17 protein-coding genes are annotated in these 23983 nt (G+C 65.3%); 4 read left to right on the forward strand and 13 right to left on the reverse strand.

The features are described 5' to 3' along the window. The first annotated feature begins 46 nt into the window (after window positions 1-46). Entirely contained in the window at window positions 47-1582 is a 1536-nt protein-coding gene (locus QBK88_RS21580; RefSeq protein WP_277963640.1) for an EAL domain-containing protein, read from the forward strand. A 14-nt stretch (window positions 1583-1596) separates the two neighbouring features. Here QBK88_RS21580 and QBK88_RS21585 read toward each other — a convergent pair whose 3' ends face one another. Continuing rightward, the gene (locus QBK88_RS21585; RefSeq protein ID WP_277963641.1) at window positions 1597-3021 is read right to left on the reverse strand and encodes a glycosyltransferase family 39 protein; all 1425 of its coding nucleotides are present in this window, start codon (window positions 3019-3021) and stop codon (window positions 1597-1599) included. A 226-nt stretch (window positions 3022-3247) separates the two neighbouring features. Here QBK88_RS21585 and QBK88_RS21590 point away from each other — a divergent pair, with 226 nt between their 5' ends. The 3 genes from QBK88_RS21590 to QBK88_RS21600 all read left to right on the forward strand — a co-directional run bounded on the left by QBK88_RS21590 (window position 3248) and on the right by QBK88_RS21600 (window position 7103). Further along, window positions 3248-4804, forward strand: a complete 1557-nt coding sequence (locus QBK88_RS21590; RefSeq protein ID WP_277963642.1) for a glycosyltransferase family 39 protein — start codon at window positions 3248-3250, stop codon at window positions 4802-4804. A 39-nt stretch (window positions 4805-4843) separates the two neighbouring features. Then, window positions 4844-6022 (forward strand): aminotransferase class V-fold PLP-dependent enzyme, encoded by a 1179-nt coding sequence (locus tag QBK88_RS21595; protein WP_277963643.1) that lies wholly within the window; start codon window positions 4844-4846, stop codon window positions 6020-6022. Window positions 6023-6089: 67 nt separating this feature from the next. Then, on the forward strand, window positions 6090-7103 hold the full coding sequence (locus tag QBK88_RS21600) for a zinc-dependent alcohol dehydrogenase family protein (protein WP_277963644.1): 1014 nt from the start codon (window positions 6090-6092) through the stop codon (window positions 7101-7103). A gap of 48 nt (window positions 7104-7151) precedes the next feature. On the opposite strand, the gene cycA is transcribed toward QBK88_RS21600, so the two are convergent. From cycA to QBK88_RS21660, 12 genes are all read right to left on the reverse strand, one after another. After that, window positions 7152-8558: a D-serine/D-alanine/glycine transporter gene (cycA, locus tag QBK88_RS21605; protein WP_277963645.1), complete on the reverse strand. Its 1407-nt coding sequence runs from the start codon at window positions 8556-8558 to the stop codon at window positions 7152-7154. Between the two features lie 183 nt (window positions 8559-8741). Next, window positions 8742-10310, reverse strand: coding sequence for an ABC transporter ATP-binding protein (locus QBK88_RS21610; protein ID WP_277963646.1), 1569 nt, complete (start codon window positions 10308-10310; stop codon window positions 8742-8744). A gap of 1 nt (window position 10311) precedes the next feature. Continuing rightward, window positions 10312-11334, reverse strand: coding sequence for an ABC transporter permease (locus QBK88_RS21615; RefSeq protein WP_277963647.1), 1023 nt, complete (start codon window positions 11332-11334; stop codon window positions 10312-10314). Between the two features lie 2 nt (window positions 11335-11336). Next, entirely contained in the window at window positions 11337-12395 is a 1059-nt protein-coding gene (locus QBK88_RS21620) for a microcin C ABC transporter permease YejB (RefSeq protein ID WP_277963648.1), read from the reverse strand. Then, on the reverse strand, window positions 12382-14286 hold the full coding sequence (locus QBK88_RS21625; RefSeq protein WP_445764977.1) for an extracellular solute-binding protein: 1905 nt from the start codon (window positions 14284-14286) through the stop codon (window positions 12382-12384). Before QBK88_RS21625 ends, QBK88_RS21620 begins: the two co-directional genes overlap by 14 nt. Window positions 14287-14333: 47 nt before the next feature. Next, complete coding sequence (locus QBK88_RS21630; RefSeq protein WP_277963661.1) at window positions 14334-17204, reverse strand: TonB-dependent receptor; 2871 nt, start codon at window positions 17202-17204, stop codon at window positions 14334-14336. Between the two features lie 118 nt (window positions 17205-17322). Continuing rightward, window positions 17323-18282 carry a FecR domain-containing protein gene (locus tag QBK88_RS21635; protein ID WP_277963650.1) on the reverse strand — a complete coding sequence of 320 codons (960 nt, stop codon included), beginning with the start codon at window positions 18280-18282 and terminating at the stop codon, window positions 17323-17325. Continuing rightward, the gene (locus tag QBK88_RS21640; RefSeq protein ID WP_268143675.1) at window positions 18279-18791 is read right to left on the reverse strand and encodes a sigma-70 family RNA polymerase sigma factor; all 513 of its coding nucleotides are present in this window, start codon (window positions 18789-18791) and stop codon (window positions 18279-18281) included. The genes QBK88_RS21635 and QBK88_RS21640 overlap by 4 nt, the downstream gene beginning before the upstream one ends. Window positions 18792-19221: 430 nt before the next feature. After that, window positions 19222-21612, reverse strand: coding sequence for a TonB-dependent receptor (locus QBK88_RS21645; protein WP_277963651.1), 2391 nt, complete (start codon window positions 21610-21612; stop codon window positions 19222-19224). 218 nt (window positions 21613-21830) lie between these two features. Further along, window positions 21831-22565 carry an amino acid ABC transporter ATP-binding protein gene (locus QBK88_RS21650; RefSeq protein ID WP_277963652.1) on the reverse strand — a complete coding sequence of 245 codons (735 nt, stop codon included), beginning with the start codon at window positions 22563-22565 and terminating at the stop codon, window positions 21831-21833. Further along, window positions 22562-23251: an amino acid ABC transporter permease gene (locus QBK88_RS21655; protein ID WP_277963653.1), complete on the reverse strand. Its 690-nt coding sequence runs from the start codon at window positions 23249-23251 to the stop codon at window positions 22562-22564. The genes QBK88_RS21650 and QBK88_RS21655 overlap by 4 nt, the downstream gene beginning before the upstream one ends. A gap of 3 nt (window positions 23252-23254) precedes the next feature. Next, window positions 23255-23983 carry an amino acid ABC transporter permease gene (locus tag QBK88_RS21660; RefSeq protein WP_277963654.1) on the reverse strand — a complete coding sequence of 243 codons (729 nt, stop codon included), beginning with the start codon at window positions 23981-23983 and terminating at the stop codon, window positions 23255-23257.

A 23983-nucleotide genomic window follows, 5' to 3' on the forward strand; every position in this document is an offset into this window, starting at 1 on the left:
ACCGTCTATCCTCCTTGGCACCACTCACCAAGGCCCCACCTGCCCGATGCCGTTTTTCCCCGACTCGCCACGCCCTTGCCGCCCGCTGCGCCTGCTCGCCCCCTGGCTGGCGGGGGCGTTGCCGCTGGTACTGGGCGTTGGCATCCTGTACTGGCAGGCAGAACGCGACCTGCAGGCAAGCGCCAACAACACCGCCAACCAGGCCCTGGCCCAGTTCGACCTGATGCTGGACAACGTCGCCGCGGCGGCCAACGACCTGGTACCCCTGGCTGGCCAGCCCTGCGCCGAAGTGACCCTGGCCCTGCGCGAACAGGTCACCCGCCGGCCCTTCGTGCGCTCCACCAACCTGGCGCTGGATGACCACCTGTACTGCAGCTCCCTGTTCGGCGACTTCAGCGAACCAGTCAACCCCGGTGATTACGTGGACGGCCGCCTGTGGCTGATGGATGGCAACCCCGTCACCCCTGGCCAGGCACTGCTGGTGTACCGCGAGGCCAACGATGAACAGACCGCCCTGGCCACCCTGGACGGCTACCACCTGGCCAACGCCCTGCGCATGATCGGCCGCGAACAACCCGTACTGTTGCAGGTGGGCAACAGCTGGCTGGCCCCGGACGGCAGCGTGCACGATGCCCCAGCGCCGACGTTCGAAGTAGCGCCGACGCAACTGGCCTCCAGTCGCTACCCGTTGAGCGTCAGTACCGGTTACCCGGCCGGCGCCACCTGGCAGTGGATCACCAGCCACCCGTTGCTGCTGGCCTTGCTGGCATTTCTCGCTCTGCTGGCTGGCGGCCTGTGCCGCTGGCTGTTGCGCCGCGCCCACTCACCGCGCGCAGAATTGGCGCGGGCACTGGACGCCAATGAGTTCATCCCCTACTACCAGCCGGTCGTGCACGGCGTCACTGGCCGTTGGGCCGGGGTGGAGGTGCTGATGCGCTGGCAGCACCCTCGCGAGGGCCTGGTACGCCCGGACCTGTTCATTCCTTTCGCCGAGCATTCCGGCCTGATCGTGCCCATGACCCGCCAACTGATGCACCAGGCCGCGGCCGACCTGCGCGCTCACGCCGAGCGGTTCGAGGACGGCTTTCACGTGGGCATCAATATCACCGCCGAACACTGCCAGGACCTGGCCCTGCTGGATGACTGTCGGGACTTTCTCGCAGGCTTTGCCCCCGGGCGCATCACCCTGGTGCTGGAGCTGACAGAACGCGAGCTGATACGTCCTACCGCGGTGACTCACCAATTGTTCGAAGCCTTGCACAACCTGGGCGTGACGATCGCCATCGACGACTTCGGCACAGGCCATTCGAGCCTGGCGTACCTGCGCGAATTCAAGGTGGACTTCCTGAAGATCGATCAAAGCTTCATTGCCACCATCGGCAAGGACGCGCTGTCGGGGCACATCGTCGACAGCATCATCGAACTGTCGGGCAAGCTCGACCTGGGCATCGTCGCCGAAGGTGTGGAAGAACCGGTACAACGCGACTACCTGGTCCAGCGCCAGGTGGAATTCCTGCAAGGCTACCTGTTCGGCCGGCCCATGCCCTTGCAGGACCTGATCGACCACCTGCCGGCCGATTGAGGGAATTGTCCCTGCTACGCGCCGCGCAGGAAGTAATAGACCCGCGCGCCCACCACGACCTTCTCCATGACCACAAGGCCGCCGGCCGGCTCATCCTGACGCTCCATTACCGCCACGTTCCCGGGCTGTTCGGCCAGGAAACGCACCACCGCCCCTTCGGTGGGCAGCGCTGGCAGCAAGCTGCGACTGTAGAATACCCCCGCGCCCGCCAGCCGCTCGCTGGGGGTCGCCAGCGCCACGGTGTGGCCTTCGGCCTGCAAGGCGCGTATGCGCTCCGTCAATGGCAGGAACGACTCGCCCCGGTCGGCCTGGGGGATGACCCACACCGCCACCCCCAGGTAGGCCAGTACCATCAGCGCCATCACCCCGCTGGCGACGCCCCGCCACGGCACTGCAGCACGCCAGGCCTGCAACCGGGACAGCAGCACGCTGGCGTACTCGGCGCCGATCACGGCCGCGGCCGGTGCCAGCGACATCAGGTAAACCATGCGTTTGCTCGACGCCACGGTCAGCAGGGCGAACTGCGCCAGTAACCACAGGCTGAAGAACATTACATGGGGCTGCACGCGCCATTGCGTGCGAAAGTGCCACAAGCCCAGGTACACCAGCAGGTTCCAGGGCAGGAACGCTTCAGGCAGCTTGCCCAGGTAGTAATGGAACGGCTCGAAGTGCCCAGCTTCGGTGAACGAGCCACTGAAACGCCCGACGCTGTTGGCCCACAACACGTCCGTGAGCGCCGGGGCACCGCCTTGCTGGTACAGCAACGCCAGCCAGATCAGCAACGGCACCAGCCCCACCAGCGTCAGGCCTGCCGGCCACAACCAGCGGCCCACCACCAGGCGCTGGTCGCGCAGGGCTTCGGCCAGCAACCAGGCAAAGATCACCACCCCCGGCAATGCCAGCCCCAATACCCCCTTGCTCAGGGTGGCGATAGCGATGCCGGCGACGAACATCAGTGCGCTGACCGCCGAGCGCTGGCGGCTGGCCAGATGGAAACCCAGCAGCGCCAGGCTTACCCCCAGGCTCAGCAACGAGTCCTCGCCTACCTGGCGTACGTTGCCCCAGAAGCTGGCGGTAGTGGCCAGCATCAGCGAAGCCGTCATTGCCAGCGCCACGGGGCGGCCCAGGCGGCGCAACGTGACGAACAGCAGCAGCACGCTGAACAGGCCAGCCAGTGCCGAGGCCAGGCGGACCGCCCAGGTGCCGGGGCCGAACACCGCCATGGCGGCACTGGCCAGCCACAGGCTCAGGGGCGGTTTTTCCAGAAAGGGTTCGCCATTGAGACGCGGGGTAACCCAGTCCCGGTGCAGGTACATTTCCATGGCAATGCCCCCCACCCGCGGCTCCGTGGACCCTTGCAACTGATGGTTGCCCAGGGCGACGAAGAACAGCAGGCCGGTGATCAGCAGCAACAGCACGAAGCAGCGTTTCGACGTCATGTCCCGCACCCTGAACAAAGAAGGCTTCAGGGTACGGCAGCGCCGTGAAAAACCGGTGAAAACCCAGTCAAGGTGTTGACGATTTCAGCGAAATGTTTGTAACGCTTTTTTCTCATTCCCCTGACGCAAAGCCAACGCCTGGCTACTTAGGCTATGCAGGAAAAACAGGTGGCCACGCCTGTTCAATAGCCTCGGCCGGCACAGTTTCCATGCGGACTCATTCACGATGAACACCTTCCCTCGTTTTCTGCACGCTGAGCGTGGGGCCCTGGCCCTGCTGCTGGGCTTCTCCGCCATTGCCCTGCTGTTGGGCCTGGGCCAGCGCGAACTGTGGGGCGCGGAAACCCGCTGGGCCACTATCGCCCTGCAGATGTTGCAGAGCGGCGACTACTTCGACCCTTACCTCAAGGGCGCGGCCTACTACGACAAACCCTTGCCTTCCTACTGGCTGATCACCGCCAGCGCGAGTCTGTTCGGTGGCCTGGGGCACTGGTCGCTGCGCCTGCCGTCGGTGATCGCGGCGTGGCTGAGCATCTGGCTGGTGTACCTGCTGGGCGAACAACTGTTCCGCCGAGGCACAGGCCTGATCGCTGGTTGGCTGCTGGCCACCACCTTCTATTTTCTGGTGTGGGCACGGGTCGCCACCGCGGACGTGCTAACGGTGTTCGGCGTGTTGGCGGCGGTGTGGTGGTACTGGCGCGGGCCGCTGGACACGCGCTTCTCCCGCTATGCCACGTTCTTCCTGATCCTGGCCCTGACGTCGCTGCTCAAGGGGCTGATCGGGTTCATCCTGCCGGGCCTGATGCTGCTGCCGCATCTGCTCGGCGAAGGCCGCTGGAAAACCCACCTCAACCTGCGGCTGCCGCTGGCCATGGCCTTGGCCCTGGCGCTGTACATGCTGCCCTTCCTGCTGTCGCACCTGTACGGTCAGCCAGCGTATGGTGAAAGCGGCCTGGCCCTGGTGGTGCGGGAAAACCTGGTGCGGTACTTCCAGCCGTTCGACAACTTCGGCCCGGCCTATACCTATCTGCTGTACCTGCCGGTCTATACCCTGCCCTGGGCCCCCTGCTGGATCATCGCGGTATGGCTAGCGCTGCGCCATTGGCGCCATACCGACATCAATGTCCGCTGGCTGGTGATGGGGCTGGGCCTGATGTTCCTGTTCTTCACCGCGTGCGGCAGCCGCCGCAGCTACTATGTGTTGCCGCTGGTGCCTTTCGCTCAACTGCTGGGCGCCGCCTGGCTGTGCGAATACCTGGCCACCCACCCCGGGAGGGCCCGGCGCTGGGGACGGGGCATCGGCGCCAGCGCCCTGGTCATGACCCTGGTGGTGGGCGTCGCCTACCCGTGGAGCAATGGCAACGGCGGCATCATCGAGTTTGGTCGCGAGGTCCAGGCCCGCGCCAGCCGGCAAGCTCCCTGGCGGCAATGGCACCTGGTGATGATCGACGTGGACAACAAATTGCCCTTGTACGTGCAGAACCAGGGCGCGCCGTACACCTATATCGGCGAGGACGAAGATTATCCCCGCCAAGGCACCAGCGCCGACTTCATGGCCTGGCTGGCCAAGCGCACCGGCCAGGCCTGGGACCCGGCGCGCACACTGATCTTCGCCCAGTACCCGACACTGAAGGACCTGCCCCTGCGCTACCTGGCCGAGGACCATGACCTGGTGCTGACCCGGCCCGACAATGGCGCACGGCTGCTGCGCGCCCACGACAACCAGAGCGTGGCGTTCATTCCGCGGAACGTCCCTGCAACGGTGGCCGAGCGCCAACCCTGACTGGTAAGGTGGGCCATCAACTCCAGGACAGATGAGCCCATGCTCGATATCAACCGCCTGCGCGCCGACACCCCGGGCTGCGAACAGCTTGTTCACTTCAACAACGCCGGGGCCTCGCTGTCCCCGGCCGTGGTCGCTGCGGCCATTGCCCGCCACCAGCAACGGGAAATCCGCCTCGGCGGCTACGAGGCGGCGGATGCCGCGCAAGCGGAGACCGCGGCGGTGTATGCCGGCGTGGCCCGCCTGCTCAATGCCCGAACCGAAGACATCGCCCTGGTGGACAACGCCACCCGCGCCTGGGACATGCTGTTCTACGCCCTGCCGCTGAAGGCCGGCGATGTGGTGCTGACCTCGGCCAGTGAATACGCCGGCAATTACATCCCGTACCTGCAGCTCAAGCAGCGGCTGGGCATCCAGATCGAGGTGCTGGCCAACGATGAGCAGGGGCAAGTCTGCCTGGCAGCCCTGCAGGCACGCCTGCAAGGCCCCGGCGTGGCCCTGGTGTCGCTGCCGATGATCGCCAGCAACGGTGGCGTGGTGCAGCCGGTGCAGGCCATCGGCGCCCTGTGCCGCGCCGCCGGTGTGCTGTTTCTGCTGGACGCCTGCCAGGCCGCGGGCCAGGTGCCACTGGATGTCCGTGCCATCGGTTGTCACATGCTGACCGCCACCAGCCGCAAGTACCTGCGCGGGCCGCGTGGGGTTGGTTTTCTCTATATCGAACAGGCGCTGTGCCAACGTCTCGAACCGACGTTCCTGGACCTGCACGCCGCCAGCCTGGTGAGCGCCGACGCCTTCGAGATCCGTGCAGACGCGCGGCGCTTTGAAAGCTGGGAGAGCAACCTCGCGGTACGGCTGGGGTTTGGCGCAGCGGTGGATTACGCCCTGGGCGTGGGCGTCGACGCCTTGTGGGCGCGCATCCGACACCTGGCGAACTACCTGCGCACCGCACTGCACACCCTGCCTGGCTACCATTGCCAGGACGTGGGCCAACCGTTGTCGGGGCTGGTGACCTTCACCAGCGAGCACCACGCCCCAGCCGCCATCCAGCACTACCTGGCCCATTTGCCCCAGCGCATCAACGTCTCGGTATCAGGCGCGGCGTCGACCTGGCTGGACATGCAACAGCGCGGCCTGGAGAGCGTGGTGCGGGCCTCGGTGCACGCCTACAACACCGAGGCCGAACTCGATAGCCTGGTCGATGCCCTGCGCGCCCTGTAATCGTTCCGCAATGGGCGATGGCGCCTGCACCCATCTATCGCCCCAAACAGCCCCACGGAGTTCCCCCATGAAAGCGATAACCCTGCAAAGCCCCGGTGGCCTCGACCACCTGCACCTCACCGACCTGGCTGACCCCGGCCAACCCGGCCCAGGTGAAATTCGCGTGGCGATCCACGCCACCTCGCTGAACTTCCACGACCTGCTGGTGGCCAAGGGCGCCATCCCTACCGCCGATGGCCGCGTGCTGATGGCGGACGGCGCCGGGGTGGTCGAGGCGGTAGGCGCGGGTGTCACTGAATTCAAGCCCGGTGACCACGTGGTGTCCGGGTTCTTCCCGCAATGGCCGGCCGGCCCGGCCTTCCAGCAGGTGGGCGACTTCGCCGGCACTCCAGGCGACGGCATTGACGGTTTCGCCGCCGAGTACGTGGTGCGCCCCGCCACGGCCTTCACCCTGGCGCCGCGCGGCTGGAGCCACGCCGAGGCCGCGACCATCACCACCGCCGGCCTCACCGCCTGGCGCGCACTGGTCGGCGATGCCGCGCTCAAGGCCGGCGACACGGTGTTGACCCTGGGCACCGGTGGGGTGTCGATCATCGCGCTGCAGATCGCCAAGGCCATGGGCGCGCAGGTCATCATCACTTCGTCCTCGGACGCAAAACTGGCCCGCGCCCGCGACCTGGGCGCCGACCACGGCATCAACTACCGCCAGCGCCCGGACTGGGGCAGCGCCGTGCGCGAACTGACCGCAGGCCGTGGCGTGGACCACGTGATCGAACTGGGCGGCCCCGGCACATTGGCGCAATCGATCGAAGCGGTACGGGTAGGTGGCCACATTTCGCTGATCGGCGTGCTCACCGGGCGCCAGGGCGATGTCCCTACCTCGCTGCTGATGGCACGCCAGGCGCGCTTGCAGGGGCTGATCGTCGGCAGCCGGCGCCAGCAGCAGGACTACGTGGCAGCCCTGGAGCAGACCGGCATCCGCCCGGTGATCGACCGCAGCTTTGCGCTGCATGAACTGGCCGAGGCATTTCGCTTTCAGGAAAGCGGCGGGCATTTTGGCAAGGTGGTGGTGGAGTGGTGAGGCAAGGAGGCACGGCTGAGGATGTTTAGGCTCAAGCCAAAAACACATTCACTGCCCCACAGCCGCCACCCCCCGCCGGCGCACGAGTGGATACGCCACCGCCAGCAGCACGAACCACACGGGCGCCGCGCACAGCGCCTGGCGGGTGTCATCCTTGAGGGTCAACAAACCCAGGATCACCACGAAAAACCCCAGCACCACCCAGCACATCGCTCGCCCACCCGGCATCCGGTACTCGGAAGCCGCGTGCAACGCCGGCCGCTGTCTGCGATAGGCCAGGTACGACAGCAGAATGATCGACCAGACGAACATGAACAGCAGCGCCGACAAGGTCGTCACCAGGGTGAAGGCCTCCATCAGGTTGGGCACCAGGTAGATCACTACGACCCCGAACAGCAGGCACAGGCAGGAAAACAGCAGGCCGTTGGACGGTACCGAGCGCTTGGACAGGCGCTTGAAGGACCGCGGCGCGTCCCCTTCCAGCGCCAGGCCGAACAGCATGCGGCTGGTGGAGAAGATACCGCTGTTGGCCGAAGACGCCGCCGAGGTCAGTACCACGAAGTTCAGGCACGCGGCCGCCGCCGGGAAACCGGCGAGCAGGAACAGCTCGACGAAGGGGCTCTTGTCAGCCACCACTTCACGCCACGGCGTGACCGCCATGATGGTCACCAGCGCCAGTACGTAGAACAGAATGATACGCACCGGGATCGAGTTGATCGCCCGTGGCAGGGTGTGGCGCGGGTCCTTGGTTTCCGCGGCGGTGGTGCCCACCAGCTCCAGGCCGACGAAGGCGAAGATGGATATCTGGAAGCCCGCGAAGAAGCCCATCCAACCGTGTGGAAACAGGCCCCCGTCATTCCACAGGTTGGCCAGGGACGGCACGTGGCCGTCTGGCGACGGTGCCGCGGTACCGACCAGGTACACACCCGTGGCCACCAGCAAGGCAATGGCCACCAGCTTGATCATGGCGAACCAGAACTCGACCTCGCCAAACAGCTTCACGGTAATCAGGTTCAACGACAGCAACAGGCCCACGCAGGCGAGGGCGGGCGCCCACTGAGGCAAGTCGGGAAACCAGAAATGAGCATAGGATGACACGGCGATCACGTCGGCAATGCCGGTGACGATCCAGCAGAACCAGTAGGTCCAGCCGGTGAAGAAGCCGGCCCACGGCCCCAGGTAGTCCGTGGCGAAGTCAATGAACGACTTGTACTGCAGGTTCGACAACAGCAGCTCGCCCATGGCGCGCATGACGAAGAACAGCATGAAGCCGATGATCATGTACACGAAGATGATGGAGGGGCCAGCGAGGCTGATGCTCTTGCCCGACCCCATGAACAGGCCGGTGCCAATGGCGCCGCCCAGGGCGATCAGTTGAATGTGACGGTTGGACAGGTTGCGTTTCAGGCCCGTCGCGTCGTGCGGGCTTGGCGTAGTCGCCGTGGGGTCGGTCATGCGGGGCTTCCAGGCAGGTGCGGTACAGCGCGGTGGGTCAAAGGCCAGGTGCTAGCCAATTCTGGTCGCGTACCATGCCACGGAAACCGTTCCAGCTCCAGCCGTCCGGGCGCGGCGCACGGCCGCGCCCGGTGGCGTTCAGTGGCTCTGCGGCGCTGGCGCCCCTGGCCCTGGCCACGTGGGTCAAGTGAACCGAGCCCCCAGCAACTCACGGGTATAACTGTGCGCGGGGGCGCTGAAGACCTGCTCGGTCGCGCCGTACTCCACTGCCCTGCCCGCCTGCAACACCAGTACCTGATGAGCCAGGGCGCGCACCACGGCCAAGTCGTGGCTGATGAACAGGTAGGCCACGCCGTGCTCGCGTTGCAGGCGGCGCAACAGGGCAATGATCTGTTTCTGCACCGAGCGGTCCAGCGCCGACGTGGGTTCGTCCAGCACGATCAGCCGAGGCTTGAGCACCAGTGCGCGAGCAATGGCAATGCGCTGGCGCTGCCCACCGGAGAATTCATGGGGGTAGCGGTGGCGTGCCTCAGGGTCCAGGCCCACTTCCCGCAGGGCGTCGATCACCCGTGCCTCGCAGGCCTGGTCGTCCAGCCGCGAATGCACCTGCAAGCCCTCGGCAATGATCTGTTGCACACTCAGGCGCGGGCTGAGGCTGCCGAACGGGTCCTGGAACACGGCCTGCAGGTGCTTGCGCCAAGGCCGCATCGCCCGGCTGCCAAGCCCCTGCAATTCGCGGCCTTGAAACACCACGCTGCCTTCGCTGGGAATCAGCCGCAGCAGGGCCTGGCCCAGGGTCGACTTGCCGGAGCCCGACTCACCGACAATACCCAGCGTCTGCCCTTGGCGTACCTGCAGGTCAAGGCCCTGCAGCGCCGTGAACCGATTCCGGCGCCAAGGCAGCCCGCCACGGCCGAAGGCCACCCGCAACTGCGTCACGCTCAGCAGCACCGGCGCTGCCGGATCGGCCAACTCGGCGGCGGCAGGTTCGGCGTCCAGCAACTGCCGGGTGTAAGGATGGCGGGGGGCAGTGAACACCTGCTCGCAGGCGCCCTGCTCGACGATCCGGCCATGGCGCATCACGGCGACGTGCTGGGCAATGTCGCGGACCAGGTTCAGGTCATGGCTGATCAACAGCAGCGCCATGCCCAGGCGCTGTTGCAGGCTTTTCAGCAGCGCCAGGATGCGCCGTTGCACCGTGACGTCGAGGGCGGTGGTCGGCTCATCGGCGATCAACAGTTGCGGCTCGCACGCCAGCGCCATGGCGATCATCACCCGTTGGCGCTGGCCGCCGGACAACTGGTGGGGGTAACTGCCCAGACGCTGGCGCGGGGTGCCGATGCCCACCAGCCCCAGCAGTTCGACAATCCGCTCGCGGGCTTCGGCCGGGCCCATGCCACGGTGCAGGCGCAGGGTCTCGGCCAGTTGTTTTTCCACGGTGTGCAGCGGGTTCAGTGAACTCATGGGCTCCTGGAAGATCATCGCGATGCGGTTGCCACGCAGCGCCTGCAAGCGCCGGGCACTTGCCCCCAGCAACTCCTCGCCCTGGTAGCGGATGCTGCCTTGGGTGTGGGTAATGGCCTGGGGCAGCAGCTGCAGAATCGAATGCGCAGTCACCGACTTGCCGGAACCGGACTCGCCCACCAACGCCAGGCACTCACCGGCGCGAATATCCAGGTCCAGGCCATGGACCACCGGGGTATCGTTAAAGGCCACGCGCACATCGCGCAGGGCGATCAGGCAATCAGTCATCTCAAGCACTCGGGTCGAAGGCATCACGGCAGGCTTCGCCGATGAATACCAGCAAGGAAAGAATCAACGCCAGGGCACAGAACGCCGTCAGCCCCAGCCAGGGCGCCTGCAGATTATTCTTGCCCTGGGCCACCAGTTCCCCCAGCGAAGCACTGCCCGCCGGCATGCCGAAGCCGAGGAAGTCCAGCGCCGAAAGCGTGGCGATGGCCCCGGTGACAATGAACGGCAGCCAGGTCAGCGTGGCGTTGAACGCGTTGGGCAGGATATGCCGGGTCATCAGGCGCAGGTCGCCGACGCCCAACGCGCGGGCCGCCCGCACATATTCCAGGTTGCGCCCGCGCAGGAACTCGGCGCGCACCACGTCCACCAGCGCCAGCCAGGTGAACAACGCCATGATGCCCAGCAGCCACCAGAAATCAGGCTCCACGAAACCGGACAGGATGATCAGCAGGTACAGCACCGGCAAGCCCGACCAGATCTCCAGCAGCCGCTGGCCGAGCAGGTCCACCCAGCCGCCGTAATAGCCCTGCAGGGCCCCGACGGTGACACCGATCACGGCACTGATGGCGGTGAGCGCCAGGGCAAACAGCAGCGACACCCGCGCCCCATAGATCACCCGCGCCAACACATCGCGCGCCTGGTCGTCGGTGCCCAGCCAGTTCTGACCCGACGGCGGGCTGGGCGCCGGCGTGGTGAGGTCGTAATTCACCGTCTCGGCACTGAACGGCACCGGCGCGAACAGCATCCAGCCACCCTGCCCTTCAACCAGTTGGCGGGTGGACGCAGCGCGGTAATCGGGCTGGAATGGCAGTTGCCCGCCAAAGTCCTGTTCGGTGTAGCGCACCAGCGCCGGGAAGTAATAGCTGCCTTTCCACGCCAGCAACAGTGGCTTGTCGTTGGCCAGCCCTTCGGCGCCCAGGCACAGGCCGAGCAACACCACGAACAGCCATAGCGACCACCAGCCGCGGCGGTGCTGGCGAAAGCGCTGCCAGCGGCGCCGGGCCACGGGAGAAAGCACATACATGGTCAGCTCCTTGCGGAAAAATCGATACGCGGGTCGACCAGGCGATAGCACAGGTCGCCCACCAACTTGATCACCAGCCCCGCGAGGGTGAACACCAGCAGCGAGCCGAACACCACGGGATAGTCCCGGGCCACGGCCGCCTCGTAGCTCAGGCGGCCCAGGCCATCGAGGGAAAAGATCACCTCGACCAGCAATGAACCGCCGAACAGCACGTTGATCAGGGCATTGGGCAACCCCGCCACCAGCAACAGCATGGCGTTGCGAAACACATGGCGGTACAGCACCTGGCGCTCGCTGAGCCCCTTGGCGCGCGCGGTGACCACGTACAGGCGGCTGATTTCACTGAGCACGCTGTTCTTGGTCAACAGGGTCAGGGTGGCGAAACCGCCCACCACCAGCGCCGCGACCGGCAGCACCAGATGCCAGAAATAGTCCACGACCTTGGCCAACGGGTTCAGCTGGCTGAAGTTGTCCGACACCAGCCCGCGCACCGGGAACCAGTCCAGGGCAGTACCGCCGCCAAACAGCACAATCAACAGCAGCGCGAACAGAAAGGCCGGCATGGCGTAGCCGATGGCAATCAGCGCACTGCTCCAGCCGTCGAACGCCGTGCCGTTGCGCACCGCCTTGCCGATGCCTAGCGGAATCGACACCAGGTAGGTGATCAGGGTCGCCCAAAGGCCCAGGGACAGGGTGACCGGCAACTTGGACACCATCAGGTCAGTGACCTTGGCGCCGCGAAAAAAGCTGGTGCCCAGGTCCAGATGCGCGTAGTTGTCCAGCATCAGCCACAGGCGCTGCAACGGCGGTTTGTCGAAGCCGTACTGGCGCTCGATGTCGGCGACCAGCGCCGGGTCCAGCCCCCGGGTGGCGCGGGCGTCGCTGCCCACCCGCTCCGTGGCCGCACCGCCGGCGGCTACCGCGCCAAGGCCCTGAAGACGGGCGATGGCCTGCTCCACCGGGCCACCGGGGGCCGCTTGCACAATCGCGAAATTGACCAGCAGAATGCACAGCAGGGTCGGCCCCATCAGCAGCAGGCGCCGCAGACTATAGGCCCACATGACGCTCGCCCTCCTCGGCTCGCTGCATCTGCACGCTGGTGAGCGCCGTCGGGCTTATCTGCCACCAGGTATCCAGCCCGGGCTCGTTGTTGGCCTGCAGGCGCGGGCGGCCGTAGCGGTTCCACCACACCGACGACACACCGGGCGGGTAGTAGTTGGGAATCCAGTAGTAGCCCCACTGCAGCACGCGGTCCAGGGCATGGGCGTAATGCACCATGCGCCCGCGGCTGTCGGCATTGACCAGGCCTGCGATCAGGCCGTCCACGGCCGGGTCGCGCAGCACCGCGTAGTTGTTGGAGCCCGGATCAGCCGCGCTCTCGGAGCCATAGTAGTTGTACAGCTCGCGTCCAGGCGTGGGCGAAACCGGGTACGCCGCCACGATCATGTCGTAGTCCCGGGCCCGCAGGCGGTTGGTGTACTGCGCCGAATCGACCTGGCGAATGCTGAAGCCGACACCAATCTGCGCCAGGTTGCGCTTGAACGGCAGCAACAGGCGCTCGAAACCGCGCTGTACGTTGAGGAAGGTAAAGCTCAGCGGCTGGCCCGCGGCGTTCACCAACTGGTCACCGCGTGGCCGCCAGCCGGCGCTTTCCAGCAACCGCAAGGCCTGCAACTGCTGTGCGCGGACAATGCCACTGCCATCGGTTTTCGGCGGCTCGAAGGCCTGGGTGAATACCTCGTCGGGGATCTTGCCGCGCCAGGGTTCGAGGATGTTCAGTTCCTCGGTATCAGGCAGGCCAGTGGCCGCCAGGTCGCCATGGGAGAAATAGCTGCGCTGGCGGATGTACAGGCTGCGCATCATCTGCCGGTTGCTCCACTCGAAGTCCCACAGCAGGGCGATAGCCTGGCGCACGCGGCGGTCCTGGAACATGGGTTTGCTCAAGTTGAACACAAAACCCTGGGCCTCCTGGGCGGCGCCGGGCGCCAGGTGCTCGCGTACCAGGCGGCCATCGTCCAGTGCCGCACCGTCGTAACCCAGGGTATAGCTCGTGGCCGAGAACTCGCGGTTGTAGTCCAAGGCCCCCCCTTTCAGCACCTGCCGCGCTACCTCGGTATCGCCGAAAAACTCCACGCTCAGCTCGTCGAAGTTGTACAGGCCACGGCTGGCCGGCAGGTCGCGGCCCCACCAGTCCTTGTTGCGCTCGAAATGAATACTGCGGCCCGGGTCGACGCGGCTCACCCGGTAAGGCCCGCTGCCCAGCGGCGGCTCGAAACCACCGCCGCTGGCAAAGTCGCGGCTTTTCCACCAGTGCTCGGGCAGCACCGGCAAGCCAGCGATATCCAGGGGCAGGTTGCGGTTGCCCGTGTTCTTGAAGGTAAAGCGTACCTGGGTGGGTGACTCCACCCGCACCTGATCGACGTCGGCAAACTGCTGCCGGTATTTGAGGCTGCCCTGGGTCATGAACAGCGTGAAGGTGTAGCGCACGTCTTCGGCGGTGATGGGCTGGCCATCGGCGAAACGCGCCTTGTCGTTGAGCACCACGCGCAGCCAGCTACGGTCCGGCGCCAACTCGAACTGCCGGGCTACCAGGCCGTAGACCGTGTAGGGCTCGTCCTTGGAGCGGTACCCCAAGGGCGAATACAGCCAACTGTCCACCTGGGTCACACCGGTACCCCTGTCCACGTAAGGCACGATGTGGTCAAACGCGCCGTCTTCCGTGGACGAGCGTCGCAGGCTGCCGCCCTTGGGTGCCTGGGGGTTGACGTAATCGAAGTGCTCGAAACCGTCGGCGTAGCGCGGTGCTTCGCCGTAGACCGTGAGGTACCCCTGCGGGGCGCCCCAGGCCGCGGACGCCAGGCACAACGTGGTCAGCAGCACACCGAAACCGTGCCTGCCTGACAGGTTGTGCAACCAGAGCCGTTTTTTTATAGGGCAAGGCTTAGAATACATTTTCGCAAACCCGCCATTGGCGATCATCAAAGTGCATAACGGCCGCCTCAGAAGTTGTAGGCAATCTTGGTGAACAGCACTCGACCGTAAGGGTCGGCGTATTTGGGGTCGTAGCCACTCTGGAAGGTGTAGGTCTGGTTGCTGAAGGGCGGCTCGCGGTCGAACAGGTTCTGCACCCCGGCGGTGAAGTCGACGCTCTTGCGCCAGTGGTAGGTGCCGGCCAGATCCCACACGTTGTAGGAAGCGACGCTGTGGTGGGTGTCAGGGTCGGAGTCGTGGTAGCCGCTGGTGAAGCGGTTGACCAGGCTGGCGCCATACGGGCCCTGGTTCCAGCTCAGGGTCAGGCTCTGGCGCCAGCGGGCAACGGCGCCGGCCGAGGAGAAGTCGCCACCCCTGAAATCACCGACCTTGTCGATGAATGGGCCACCAATCTGTTCCTGGTAGTCATAGCGGGTCACGTAAGTGCCCTGCAGGCCCAGGCCGAATTGACCGTAGGGGGAATCAGGGAACCGGTAGTCCAGGGACACGTCGATGCCGCTGGTCTTGACCTTGCCCAGGTTGGCCAGGCCCGTGATGATGTGGTCGATGGAGCCGTCGGCCTTGCGCACGATGCGGTCGGCAAACGCATCGGGGTTGTCGAAGATGGCCGACTCGGGAAATTCGGCGATCTGGTTGGCGATCTTGATCCACCAGAAGTCCAGGCCCACGGACAGGTCGCGCACCGGCTGGTAGACGAAGCCGAAAGTGACGTTGCGCGCCGTCTCTGGGCTCAGCTGGGTGTTGCCACCGGTGCGGCTGAAGAACTGCTGGGCGCAGTCGCGGTTGGCGATGCCGCCATTGCTGGGGTTGCCGCCGGCGCACAGGCGCGGGTCGTTGTAATTGGCGTTGGTGTAAGTGGTGTAGTTGGGGTTGTACAGCTCATACAACGATGGGGCACGGAAGCCTTCGCTGTAGGCGCCACGCAGCACCAGCTCCTTGAACGGCTGGAAGCGGAACGAGTATTTGGGGTTGGTGGTACTGCCGAAGTCACTGTACTTGTCGTGGCGCACGGCGGCGCTCAGTTCCAGGCTGTCGAGCACCGGCACGTTCAGTTCGGCGTATTCGGCCTGCACCGAGCGGTCGCCGGACACGGCGGCGTTGGGGTCTACCCCCAGGCTCTGCACCTGGGCGGCGAACTGTTCATAATCCTGGTGGAACTCTTCCTTGCGGTATTCGCCGCCGATGGCCAGGGCTGCGGGGCCAGCGCCAAACCAGTCGCCGATCTCGCGGCTGGCGCGCCCGTCAACGGCCTTCACCCGGCCCAGGGCGGTGCGGTAATCACCGTCCACGGCATTGGCGGCCAGATAGGCGGCGCCTGCCGCGCTCTGTGGGCCGAAGGGGTTGAGGGTGCCGTCGGCAATGCCGGTGCTCACGGCCGTGTCATTGACGTAGCCGCTGTTGATGCTGTTGACCACTTTGTTCTGGTTGTAGGAGGCGCCTACGTTGTAATCCCAGCCGGCAGCGTTGCCCTCGAACGTCAGCAACAAGCGCTGGCTGGTGTTGTCAGCGCTCTGGCGGCGCGGGCCCACGTCGCTTTCACGCCAGTTGACGTCCACTGGTTGGGTGGGGTCCAGGGCGAAGCCGGTCGGGCCGGGGGTAATGCCGTTGCCGGGATAGTACGCAGTGCCGGGGTTCACTTGCAGGCCGCTCAACGGCGCGGCGCCTACCTGGGTGCGGCTCTGGTTCTTGGCGAAGAAGTATTCCAGGCTCACGGTCTGGTCATCGGCCAGCTTGCCACTGGCCTTGGTGAACAGCGAAGTCTTTTCCGATTCGGGAATCAGGTCCAGGGAACTCCACAGGCTTTCGCGGCAAATACCATTGCGCAGGATCAGCCCTGGCCCCTTGCAGCCACTGGCGGCAAGGGGGTTGGTGGCATTGCTGCCCTGGCTCCAGTTGGCCGGCGAGGTGGTACCGCTGGTGTAGTCCAGGCCACGGTTGGGCTGGTAGTTGTAGGTGTAGCTTCGGTCCTTGGCGGCCAGGCTGTCCTGCTTGTCGAAGTTGGCCACGGCGAATACGTTGAACCGGTCCTGGTCCAGGTCGCCGAAGCCGTAGCTGGCGCTCAGGTCATGCGTGTCGCCGTCGCCGGCGTGGGTCGGGCTGGTGAGGCCGCCACTGATCTGGCCGCCGATCACGCTTTTCCTGGTGATGAAGTTGATCACCCCACCGATGGCATCGGTGCCGTACAGGGCCGAAGCGCCATCTCGCAGAATTTCCACACGGTCCAGGGCGGCGAAGGGAATGGTATTGAGGTCGACGCCAGCGCCACTGATGGCGTTGTTGCTCAGGCGTCTGCCGTTGAGCAGCACCAGGGTCTTGTTCGGGCCGATGCCGCGCAAGTCCGCGAACGAAGCTCCGCCGCTGTCGGAGCCCACGGCACGGCTGGAATTGACCGAGGACTGGTTGCTGGCGATGCGGCTGACCAACTGCTCGACGCTGGTCACACCCTGTTCCTTGAGCTGCTCGACGTGCAGGATGGTGATGGGCACCGCGGTTTCCGCGTCCACCCGGCGAATGGCACTGCCGGTCACCTCCACCCGCTCCAGCTGGGTGGTGGGGGGCGCGCTGACGGCCGCCGCAGGCGTGGCGCTGATATCGGGGCTGATGACCACGCCGGTGCTGCTGGTCTCGCTGTGCAGGCCGCTGCCCTGCAGGGCAGCGCGCAGCGCCTGGTCAACGCTCAAGTCGCCCTTGACCGGGGGGGCCACCTGGCCTTGCACCAGCCGCTGATCGAAAGCGATGGTCTGGCCGGTCTGTCTGGAAATCTGCAGCAGGGTCGAATCCAATGGGCCGGCCGGCACGTCGAACGTCACGGCCAGGGCCCATTGGGGGGCCAGGTTCAGCCCCAGCAACAGGCCGGCACTGATTCGGGTCAAGGTCATTGGTTTCACGGAAGGGGCATCCCTGATATCTGGTTGTTTTCAGGGATGTGCAACGAACCGACGGGAATTACAGGGGTAGCGTCTAGACCGAAATCTGCTGAGCTTATACCGCCGCCACTCAGGCGACCCGTACCTCGATGCTGACCCAGTAAGGGCTGTAGCGCGTCACCTCGATCGGTAGCGACAGGCCCAGCAACTGCAGCGCACGGTCGCTGTCGTCCAGCGGGAAGATCCCGCTCAGGCGCAGTGCCGCCGCCTGGGGGCTGACGCGGATGATGCCCGGGCGATAGTCGCGCAATTGCTCGATGATGCTACCCAGGCGCCAGTCCCGTGCCTCCAGGCGGCCCTGGGTCCAGGCGTCGGCGTTGCCGGCCGCTTGCACCTGCAGCACCCCGCGGGCATCGAAGCGGGCGCTGCTGCCCGCCTCTACCCATTGCCGCTGACCGCTGGCCGTCATGACCAGGCTGCGGGCGTGGAGTACCGACAATTGCGTGGCGTCGTCCTGACGCGCGACCACCACCCGCGACCCCGTGGCCTGAATCTGGCCGTGCTCGGTGGTGATCATGAAGGCCCGCCGCGGGTCGGTGGCCACATCCAGCCACACGCTACCGGCATGCACTTGCAACAACCGCTGCTGGCTATCGAAGTGTTGCGCCACCCGTGTGCGGGCATTGAGTATCAACGCGCTGCCATCGGCCAGGGTCAGCGCCTGGCGCTGGCCGATGCCCGTCTGCAATTCATCGCTAGCTGGCCAGAGGCTTTCCCTGCGCCCCAGCCAGTGCACGCCCCCCAGCAGCGCAACCAAGCCCAGGCCACCCTGCAGCAAACGCCGCCGGCTGCTGGTAGGCGCCTGCAAACTGCGCAACAGGCTTTGCCGCGGCACACCACGCAAGGTCGCGCTGGGCAACTGCCCCACACCCTGGCTCATCACCTGCCAGATCTCTTCATGGCGTGCATCGCTGCTGCGCCACTGGGCAAGCGCCTGAACCTGCTGCTCACTGGCCTGGCCGGAATGCAGCAAGGCCATCCAGCGCGCTGCCTCCTTGACGATCACGCCATCGGATGCGGTGCGATTCATGCGTCGACCATCACGTGATAGCACCGGGCGAATGCCTGAGCCATGTACTGCTGCACCCGGCTGACCGACACCCCCAACTGCCGGCCGATTTCGGCATAGGTCAGGCCGTCGAGCTGATGGTAGAGGAACGCGGCCTTCGCTTTCGCCGACAAGCCGTCCAGCAAGCGGTCGACGGCCACCAGGGTTTCGATCAGCACCGCCCGCTCCTCGGGAGAGGGATGCACGGGCTCGGGCACCAACGCCAGGCTTTCCAGGTACGCCCGTTCCAGATCCTGGCGACGCCAACCCTCATAGACCAGACGTTGGGCGATGGTGGTCAACAGCGCCCTGGGCTCACGGATAGCGGTGGGGTCAGGCAGGGCCAGCACTCGCACGAAGGTTTCAGCGGCCACGTCCTGGGCGTTGTAGGGGCAGCCCAGCACACGCCCGATGCGGGCACACAGCCAGGCATAGTCGCGCTTGAACAACTGGCCGATCAGGGGGTAATGCGAAGTGGGAGTTGCGCCCATCGGGGTGCTCCATGCCGAGAAAACACTACAGGCCCCGCAGGGCAGACGGGGCCACTCTGCAACAGAGTCGGAGATTTCAGGAAGGAATTAAAAGTTTACAATCACGATACAAATGGCATAAGCGTACCACTTCAGCCCGGCGGCGCCGGTGACGGCGGCCCGCGTGCAAGGCCGGCAGCAGCCGCTGTCGTCGTGAAGGCTGGAGCCAGGCAACGCGGTCGATCTGGCAGGCCCCTTCCCGAGCTTCGCCCGGTCCCAAAGGATTGATGCGGCGTGCCGGGTTCACCGCTGTGGGACCGGGCGCAAGCTCGGGAAGGCCGCGCCGCGTTCCACCTGTCGCACCGCAGCGCCCGGTTCTACCGGCTTGTCAGGGGCCTGCAGCGGCCGTAAGGCCGCTACAGGGCGTTCGGGATGCGGCCTGCCTGGTTTATTACCAGCTGTACCCCACTTTCGCGTAGTAGAACGCCCCGCTGTAACCAAACGGTGAATACGTGCTGTACGCCAGGTTGCCACCGCTGGAAGCGTAATCGCTGAGCTTGGCCGGGTACTTGTCCGTCACGTTGTCACCCCCCAAGGTAAACAGCCAGTTCTTGTAGCGATAATCCACCGCCAGGTCCAATACCCACGCCGCCTGGAAGTGCTGGTCGTTGACCGCGTCAGCCTGGTAGCTGGTGTATTCGCCGTAGCGCACCAGGGTGCTGTGCAGCGCCCAATTGCCATAGTTGAAATCGTTGCCCAGGGTCAACTTGTGCTCGGGCGTGGTGTTGCCCAGCAGGCCATTCTTCTCGCGACGGTCAACCCGTTGCAGGTTCACCCCCAAGGCATCGAGCACCGCCGGGTTGGCTTTGACGTCGGTGACTTTGGTGTGGTTGTAGTTGTAGCCCAGGGTGCTGTTCCAGCGGATGCCATTGTCGAACTGGTAGCGGTAGTTGGCCACCAGGTCGATGCCGTTGGTGCTGGTGTCCACGGCGTTGGTGAAGTACCGGGCACTGGTGTAGTTGATGTTCCCTACTCCGTTGGCTTGCAGGTAAGCGATGGCGGCGTTGTTGAGCACCAGGTTGGACGACAACGTGATGCGGTCGTCGATGTCGATGCGGTACACGTCCGCCGTCACCGTCAGGTTGTCGGTGGGCTGCAGCACCAGGCCCAGGCTGTAATTGCGTGACTTCTCCGGTTTCAGGTCTTCGGCGCCCAGCAACTTGGCCACCTGACTGTTGGCCGGGAAGGTACCGGCTTCCTGCACCGTGTTACCGATCAACTGCGACGAGGTGTAGGTGAAATTCTGCTGGGCCAGGGACGGCGCTCGAAAGCCCGTGGAGATACTGCCGCGCAGCGCCACCTGAGGGGTGAAAGCGTAGCGCGCCGACAGGGCACCCGTGGTATTGGCGCCGAAGTCGCTGTAGTCCTCGCGGCGCACCGCCGCCGAGCCACTGAGCTTGTCGGTGAAGTCGGTCTCCAGGTCCAGGTACTCGGCCACGCTGTGACGGTTGTAGCTGCCCGCGTCAGTGTCACGGAAGCCGCCCAGGCCGGAGCTGCCGGTCTGGTAGTACGAAGCCGGGTCGCCGGACTTGATCTGGTAGTCCTGATCCAGGTACTCGGTACCCACCGACAGCGACACCGGGTTGGCCAGCCAGCCCAGGCGAAATTCCCGCGACAGGTCCAGGCTCAGTTGCTTCTGGTCGTTCTCCAGGGTGCCGTTGTAGAAGTGGGTGGGCGTGGCCAGGCCCAGCGAGGTGTTGATGGTTCGGGTATTGATCTCGTAGCTGTTCTTGCCGTAGTTGGCCGACAGGTCGTAATGCCAGTCGTCCAGCCACTGCCCGCGCACGCCCACCACCAGCGACGTGTCTTCCAGGGTGCCGCGGATCAGCGGCAGGTAACCGTTGGGGTACAGCGCCGCCAGGTTGTTGGACGCGTTGCTGGCCCGGTAGAACGCCGCCGTCTCGCCGGTGCGGTGGCTATAACCGCCGAAGCTGTAGAGCTGGGCATTGTCGTTGAGGTCGAACTCGCTGTTGAAGAACAGCTTGCCGTCCTTTGTGGCGGGCTCGCCCTGGCGGAACACATGCTGGCCATAGGTGGTGGAGCCGATGCTGGCGGTGCGGTAATCGTCGCCGGCACGGTCGGTGTAATCGTTGTTGTCGCCCTCCCCCGACAGGTTGAAGAAGCCACGATCGCCCAGGGCGAAACCGGCGTTGCCGTCCACCTCGCGCTGGATACCGTCGCCCTTTTTGTAGCTGCCGTATTTGGTCGACACCGAACCACCGTGATTGGCGTCCTTGAGGATGATGTTGATCACCCCGGCGATCGCGTCGGAACCGTAGCGCGCCGACGCGCCGTCGCGCAGCACTTCGATATGGTCGATGGCCGACATCGGAATGGCGTTCAAATCGGCCGGTGACGAACCACGGCCCACGGCCCCGCCCAGGTTGACGAATGCCCCCGTGTGGCGGCGCTTGCCGTTGACCAGCACCAGCACCTGGTCGGGTGACAGCCCGCGCATCTGCGCCGGGCGCGCCAGTTCGGCGCCGTCCACCAGGCTTGGGCGTGGGAAGTTGATGGACGGGATCAGCCGCGCCAGCACCGTGCCCAGCTCGCTGGAGCCGCTACTGCGCAGGGTTTCCCCGGAAATCACATCGATGGGCGACAGCGACTGGCTGGCGGTGCGTTCCTGGGCACGAGTACCGGTGACGATGACCGTGTCCAGCTTGCTGTCCTTGCCGTCGCTGGCCTCGGTGTCGGCCAGGCTGACGACGCTCCAGCCACTGCCCAGCACACTGGCTGAGACCAGTGCAGCCGTCAGGGTATTGAGTTGGAACCTTTGCATGTACCGCTCTCCTTTGATCCTCACCCGGGGTATCGAGTACCCAGGGCCGAACGAGCGATCCGTATGGCGAACGGTGGCGGTCATCCTTGACGTTTTTTGATGTGTGTCGGCAGTCCGATTGCCATATAGCATATTGCTACAATGCAGAAATTTTAAATAACCTTATCGCATATGCGCCGGCATATGGCTATCGCGCTATCTCGTGGGACCAGAGCGCATCAATGCGCCAGGATGCGCGACAGGAAGGCCTGCGCCCGCGGCGAACGTTGGCGCAGGTCACCGAAGAAAGCCTCGGCGCTGCAGTCTTCCAGGATCTGCCCCTGGTCCATGAACAGAATGCGGTCGGCCACCTTGCGTGCAAAGCCCATTTCGTGGGTCACGCACAGCATGGTCATGCCGTCGCGGGCCAGTTCCACCATGACATCCAGCACTTCCTGGACCATCTCCGGGTCCAGCGCCGAGGTGGGTTCGTCGAACAGCATGCACAGCGGGTCCAGGGTCAGGGCGCGGGCGATCGCCACGCGCTGCTGCTGGCCGCCGGACAACTGCGCCGGGTACTTGTGGGCATGGGCCGCCAGCCCTACCCGGTCCAGCAACGCCAAGGCCCGCTGGCGGGCATCGACGGCAGAGCGCTTGAGCACCTTCTCCTGGGCCAGGGTGAGGTTGGCCAGCACCGACAGATGCGGGAACAGCTCGAAATGCTGGAACAGCATGCCCACCCGCGCCCGCAGGGCCGGCAGGTCGGTACCCCGGGCGCCCGGGTCGATACCTGCCACGGTCAGGCGCCCGCCGTCATAGGGCTCCAGGCCATTGACCAACTTGATCAGGGTGGACTTGCCCGAGCCTGACGGCCCGCACACCACCACGACCTCGCCTTTGGCCACCCGGGTGGTACAACCGTCGAGCACCTTGAAGGTACCGTAGTGCTTGCTGACGTTTTCAAACTCGATCATCGGTGACTCCGCGACGGAACGCGCCGGGCCAGCCGATGGGCCAACCACTGCAGGGCGCTGCAAAACAGGAAATAGACCAGGGCCACGAACAGGAAGATCTGGACCGGGTGCACCATGACCCGGTTGCTGACCTGGGTGGCCACGTAGGACAGCTCACCCACGCCGATCACATAGGCCAGCGAGGTGTCCTTGATCAGCGAGACCCACTGGTTGAGGAACGAGGGCAACATGATCGGCAGGGCCTGGGGCAAGATCACCAGGCGCAAGACCTGGCCTGGGCGCAGGCCCAGGGCCTTGGCCGCCGCCCACTGGCCCGCAGGCAAGCTGCCGATGCCCGCCGCCACGCCATGGGCCAGGTAGGCACCGCCGATCAGCGACAAGGCGCACACCACGGTGGCCAGCGCCGGGACGTCGACGTGAAAAAGGATGGGTAGCAGAAAGTAGGCCCAGAACATCAGCATCAGTACCGGGATGGCACGCAGGAAGCCCAGCACGCCCACCAGTACCCAGCGCAGCCAGCCGCGGCTGACCACCAGGGCAATGCCCCAGGCCAGCCCCAGCACCCCGGCGGCGACGCCGGACAACAGGCTGAGCAACAGCGTCAAGGCGGCACCACCCAAGGGCCCGTCCGGGTAAGCCCCCCAGGTGAAGTACCCCAGGTTATCAATGATGACCGAGAAGTCCATGGTTCAGGCTACCCCGCGACGGTAGTGGCGGCTGTGCTGGATCAACTGCCCCACGGCCTCGATCACGGCAATGCTGAGCACGTACAGCAAGGTCGCGAAGCCGAACGCCTGGAAGGTCTTGAAGGTTTCCGTCTCCACTTGGCGCGACGCATAGGACAGGTCGGCCAGGCCGATGGCCATGGTCAGGGAGGTGTTTTTCACTGCATTCATGTACTGGCCCAGCAACGGCCCCAGCGCCGTGCGCAGGCCTTGAGGCAGAATCACGTGGCGCCATACCTGGGCGGGACGCAGCCCCAGGGCCAGGCCCGCAGCGCGTTGTTCCTGGCGTACCGAGTCGATACCGGCGCGCAGTTCTTCGGCGATGAACGCCGTGGTGTACAGGGTCAGGCCCCAGAAACCGGCGATGAACTCAAACGACGGCCAGTCCAGGCTGACCGGCCCCAGGGCCAGGCTGCGCGGGGTATTGAGCCAGGTCACCAAAGCCTCCGGCAACAAGGCGGTGACGCCGAAATACCAGAAAAACAGTTGTACCAGCAGCGGCGTGTTGCGAATCACCAGCACATACAGCTGGGCAGGTGTCGACAGCCAGCGGGCCGGGGCAGTGCGGGCCAGGTAGAGCAAGGCGCCCAGGCCAGTGGCGACCACGCACACCAGCAACGACAAGCCCAGGGTCAATAGAAAACCATCGAACAACCAATGCAGATAACGGGGTGCGAGCAGTTCACCGAACAT

It is taken from the genome of Pseudomonas sp. RIT-To-2 (assembly GCF_029623465.1).
Classification (GTDB): Bacteria; Pseudomonadota; Gammaproteobacteria; order Pseudomonadales; family Pseudomonadaceae; genus Aquipseudomonas; species Aquipseudomonas silvicola.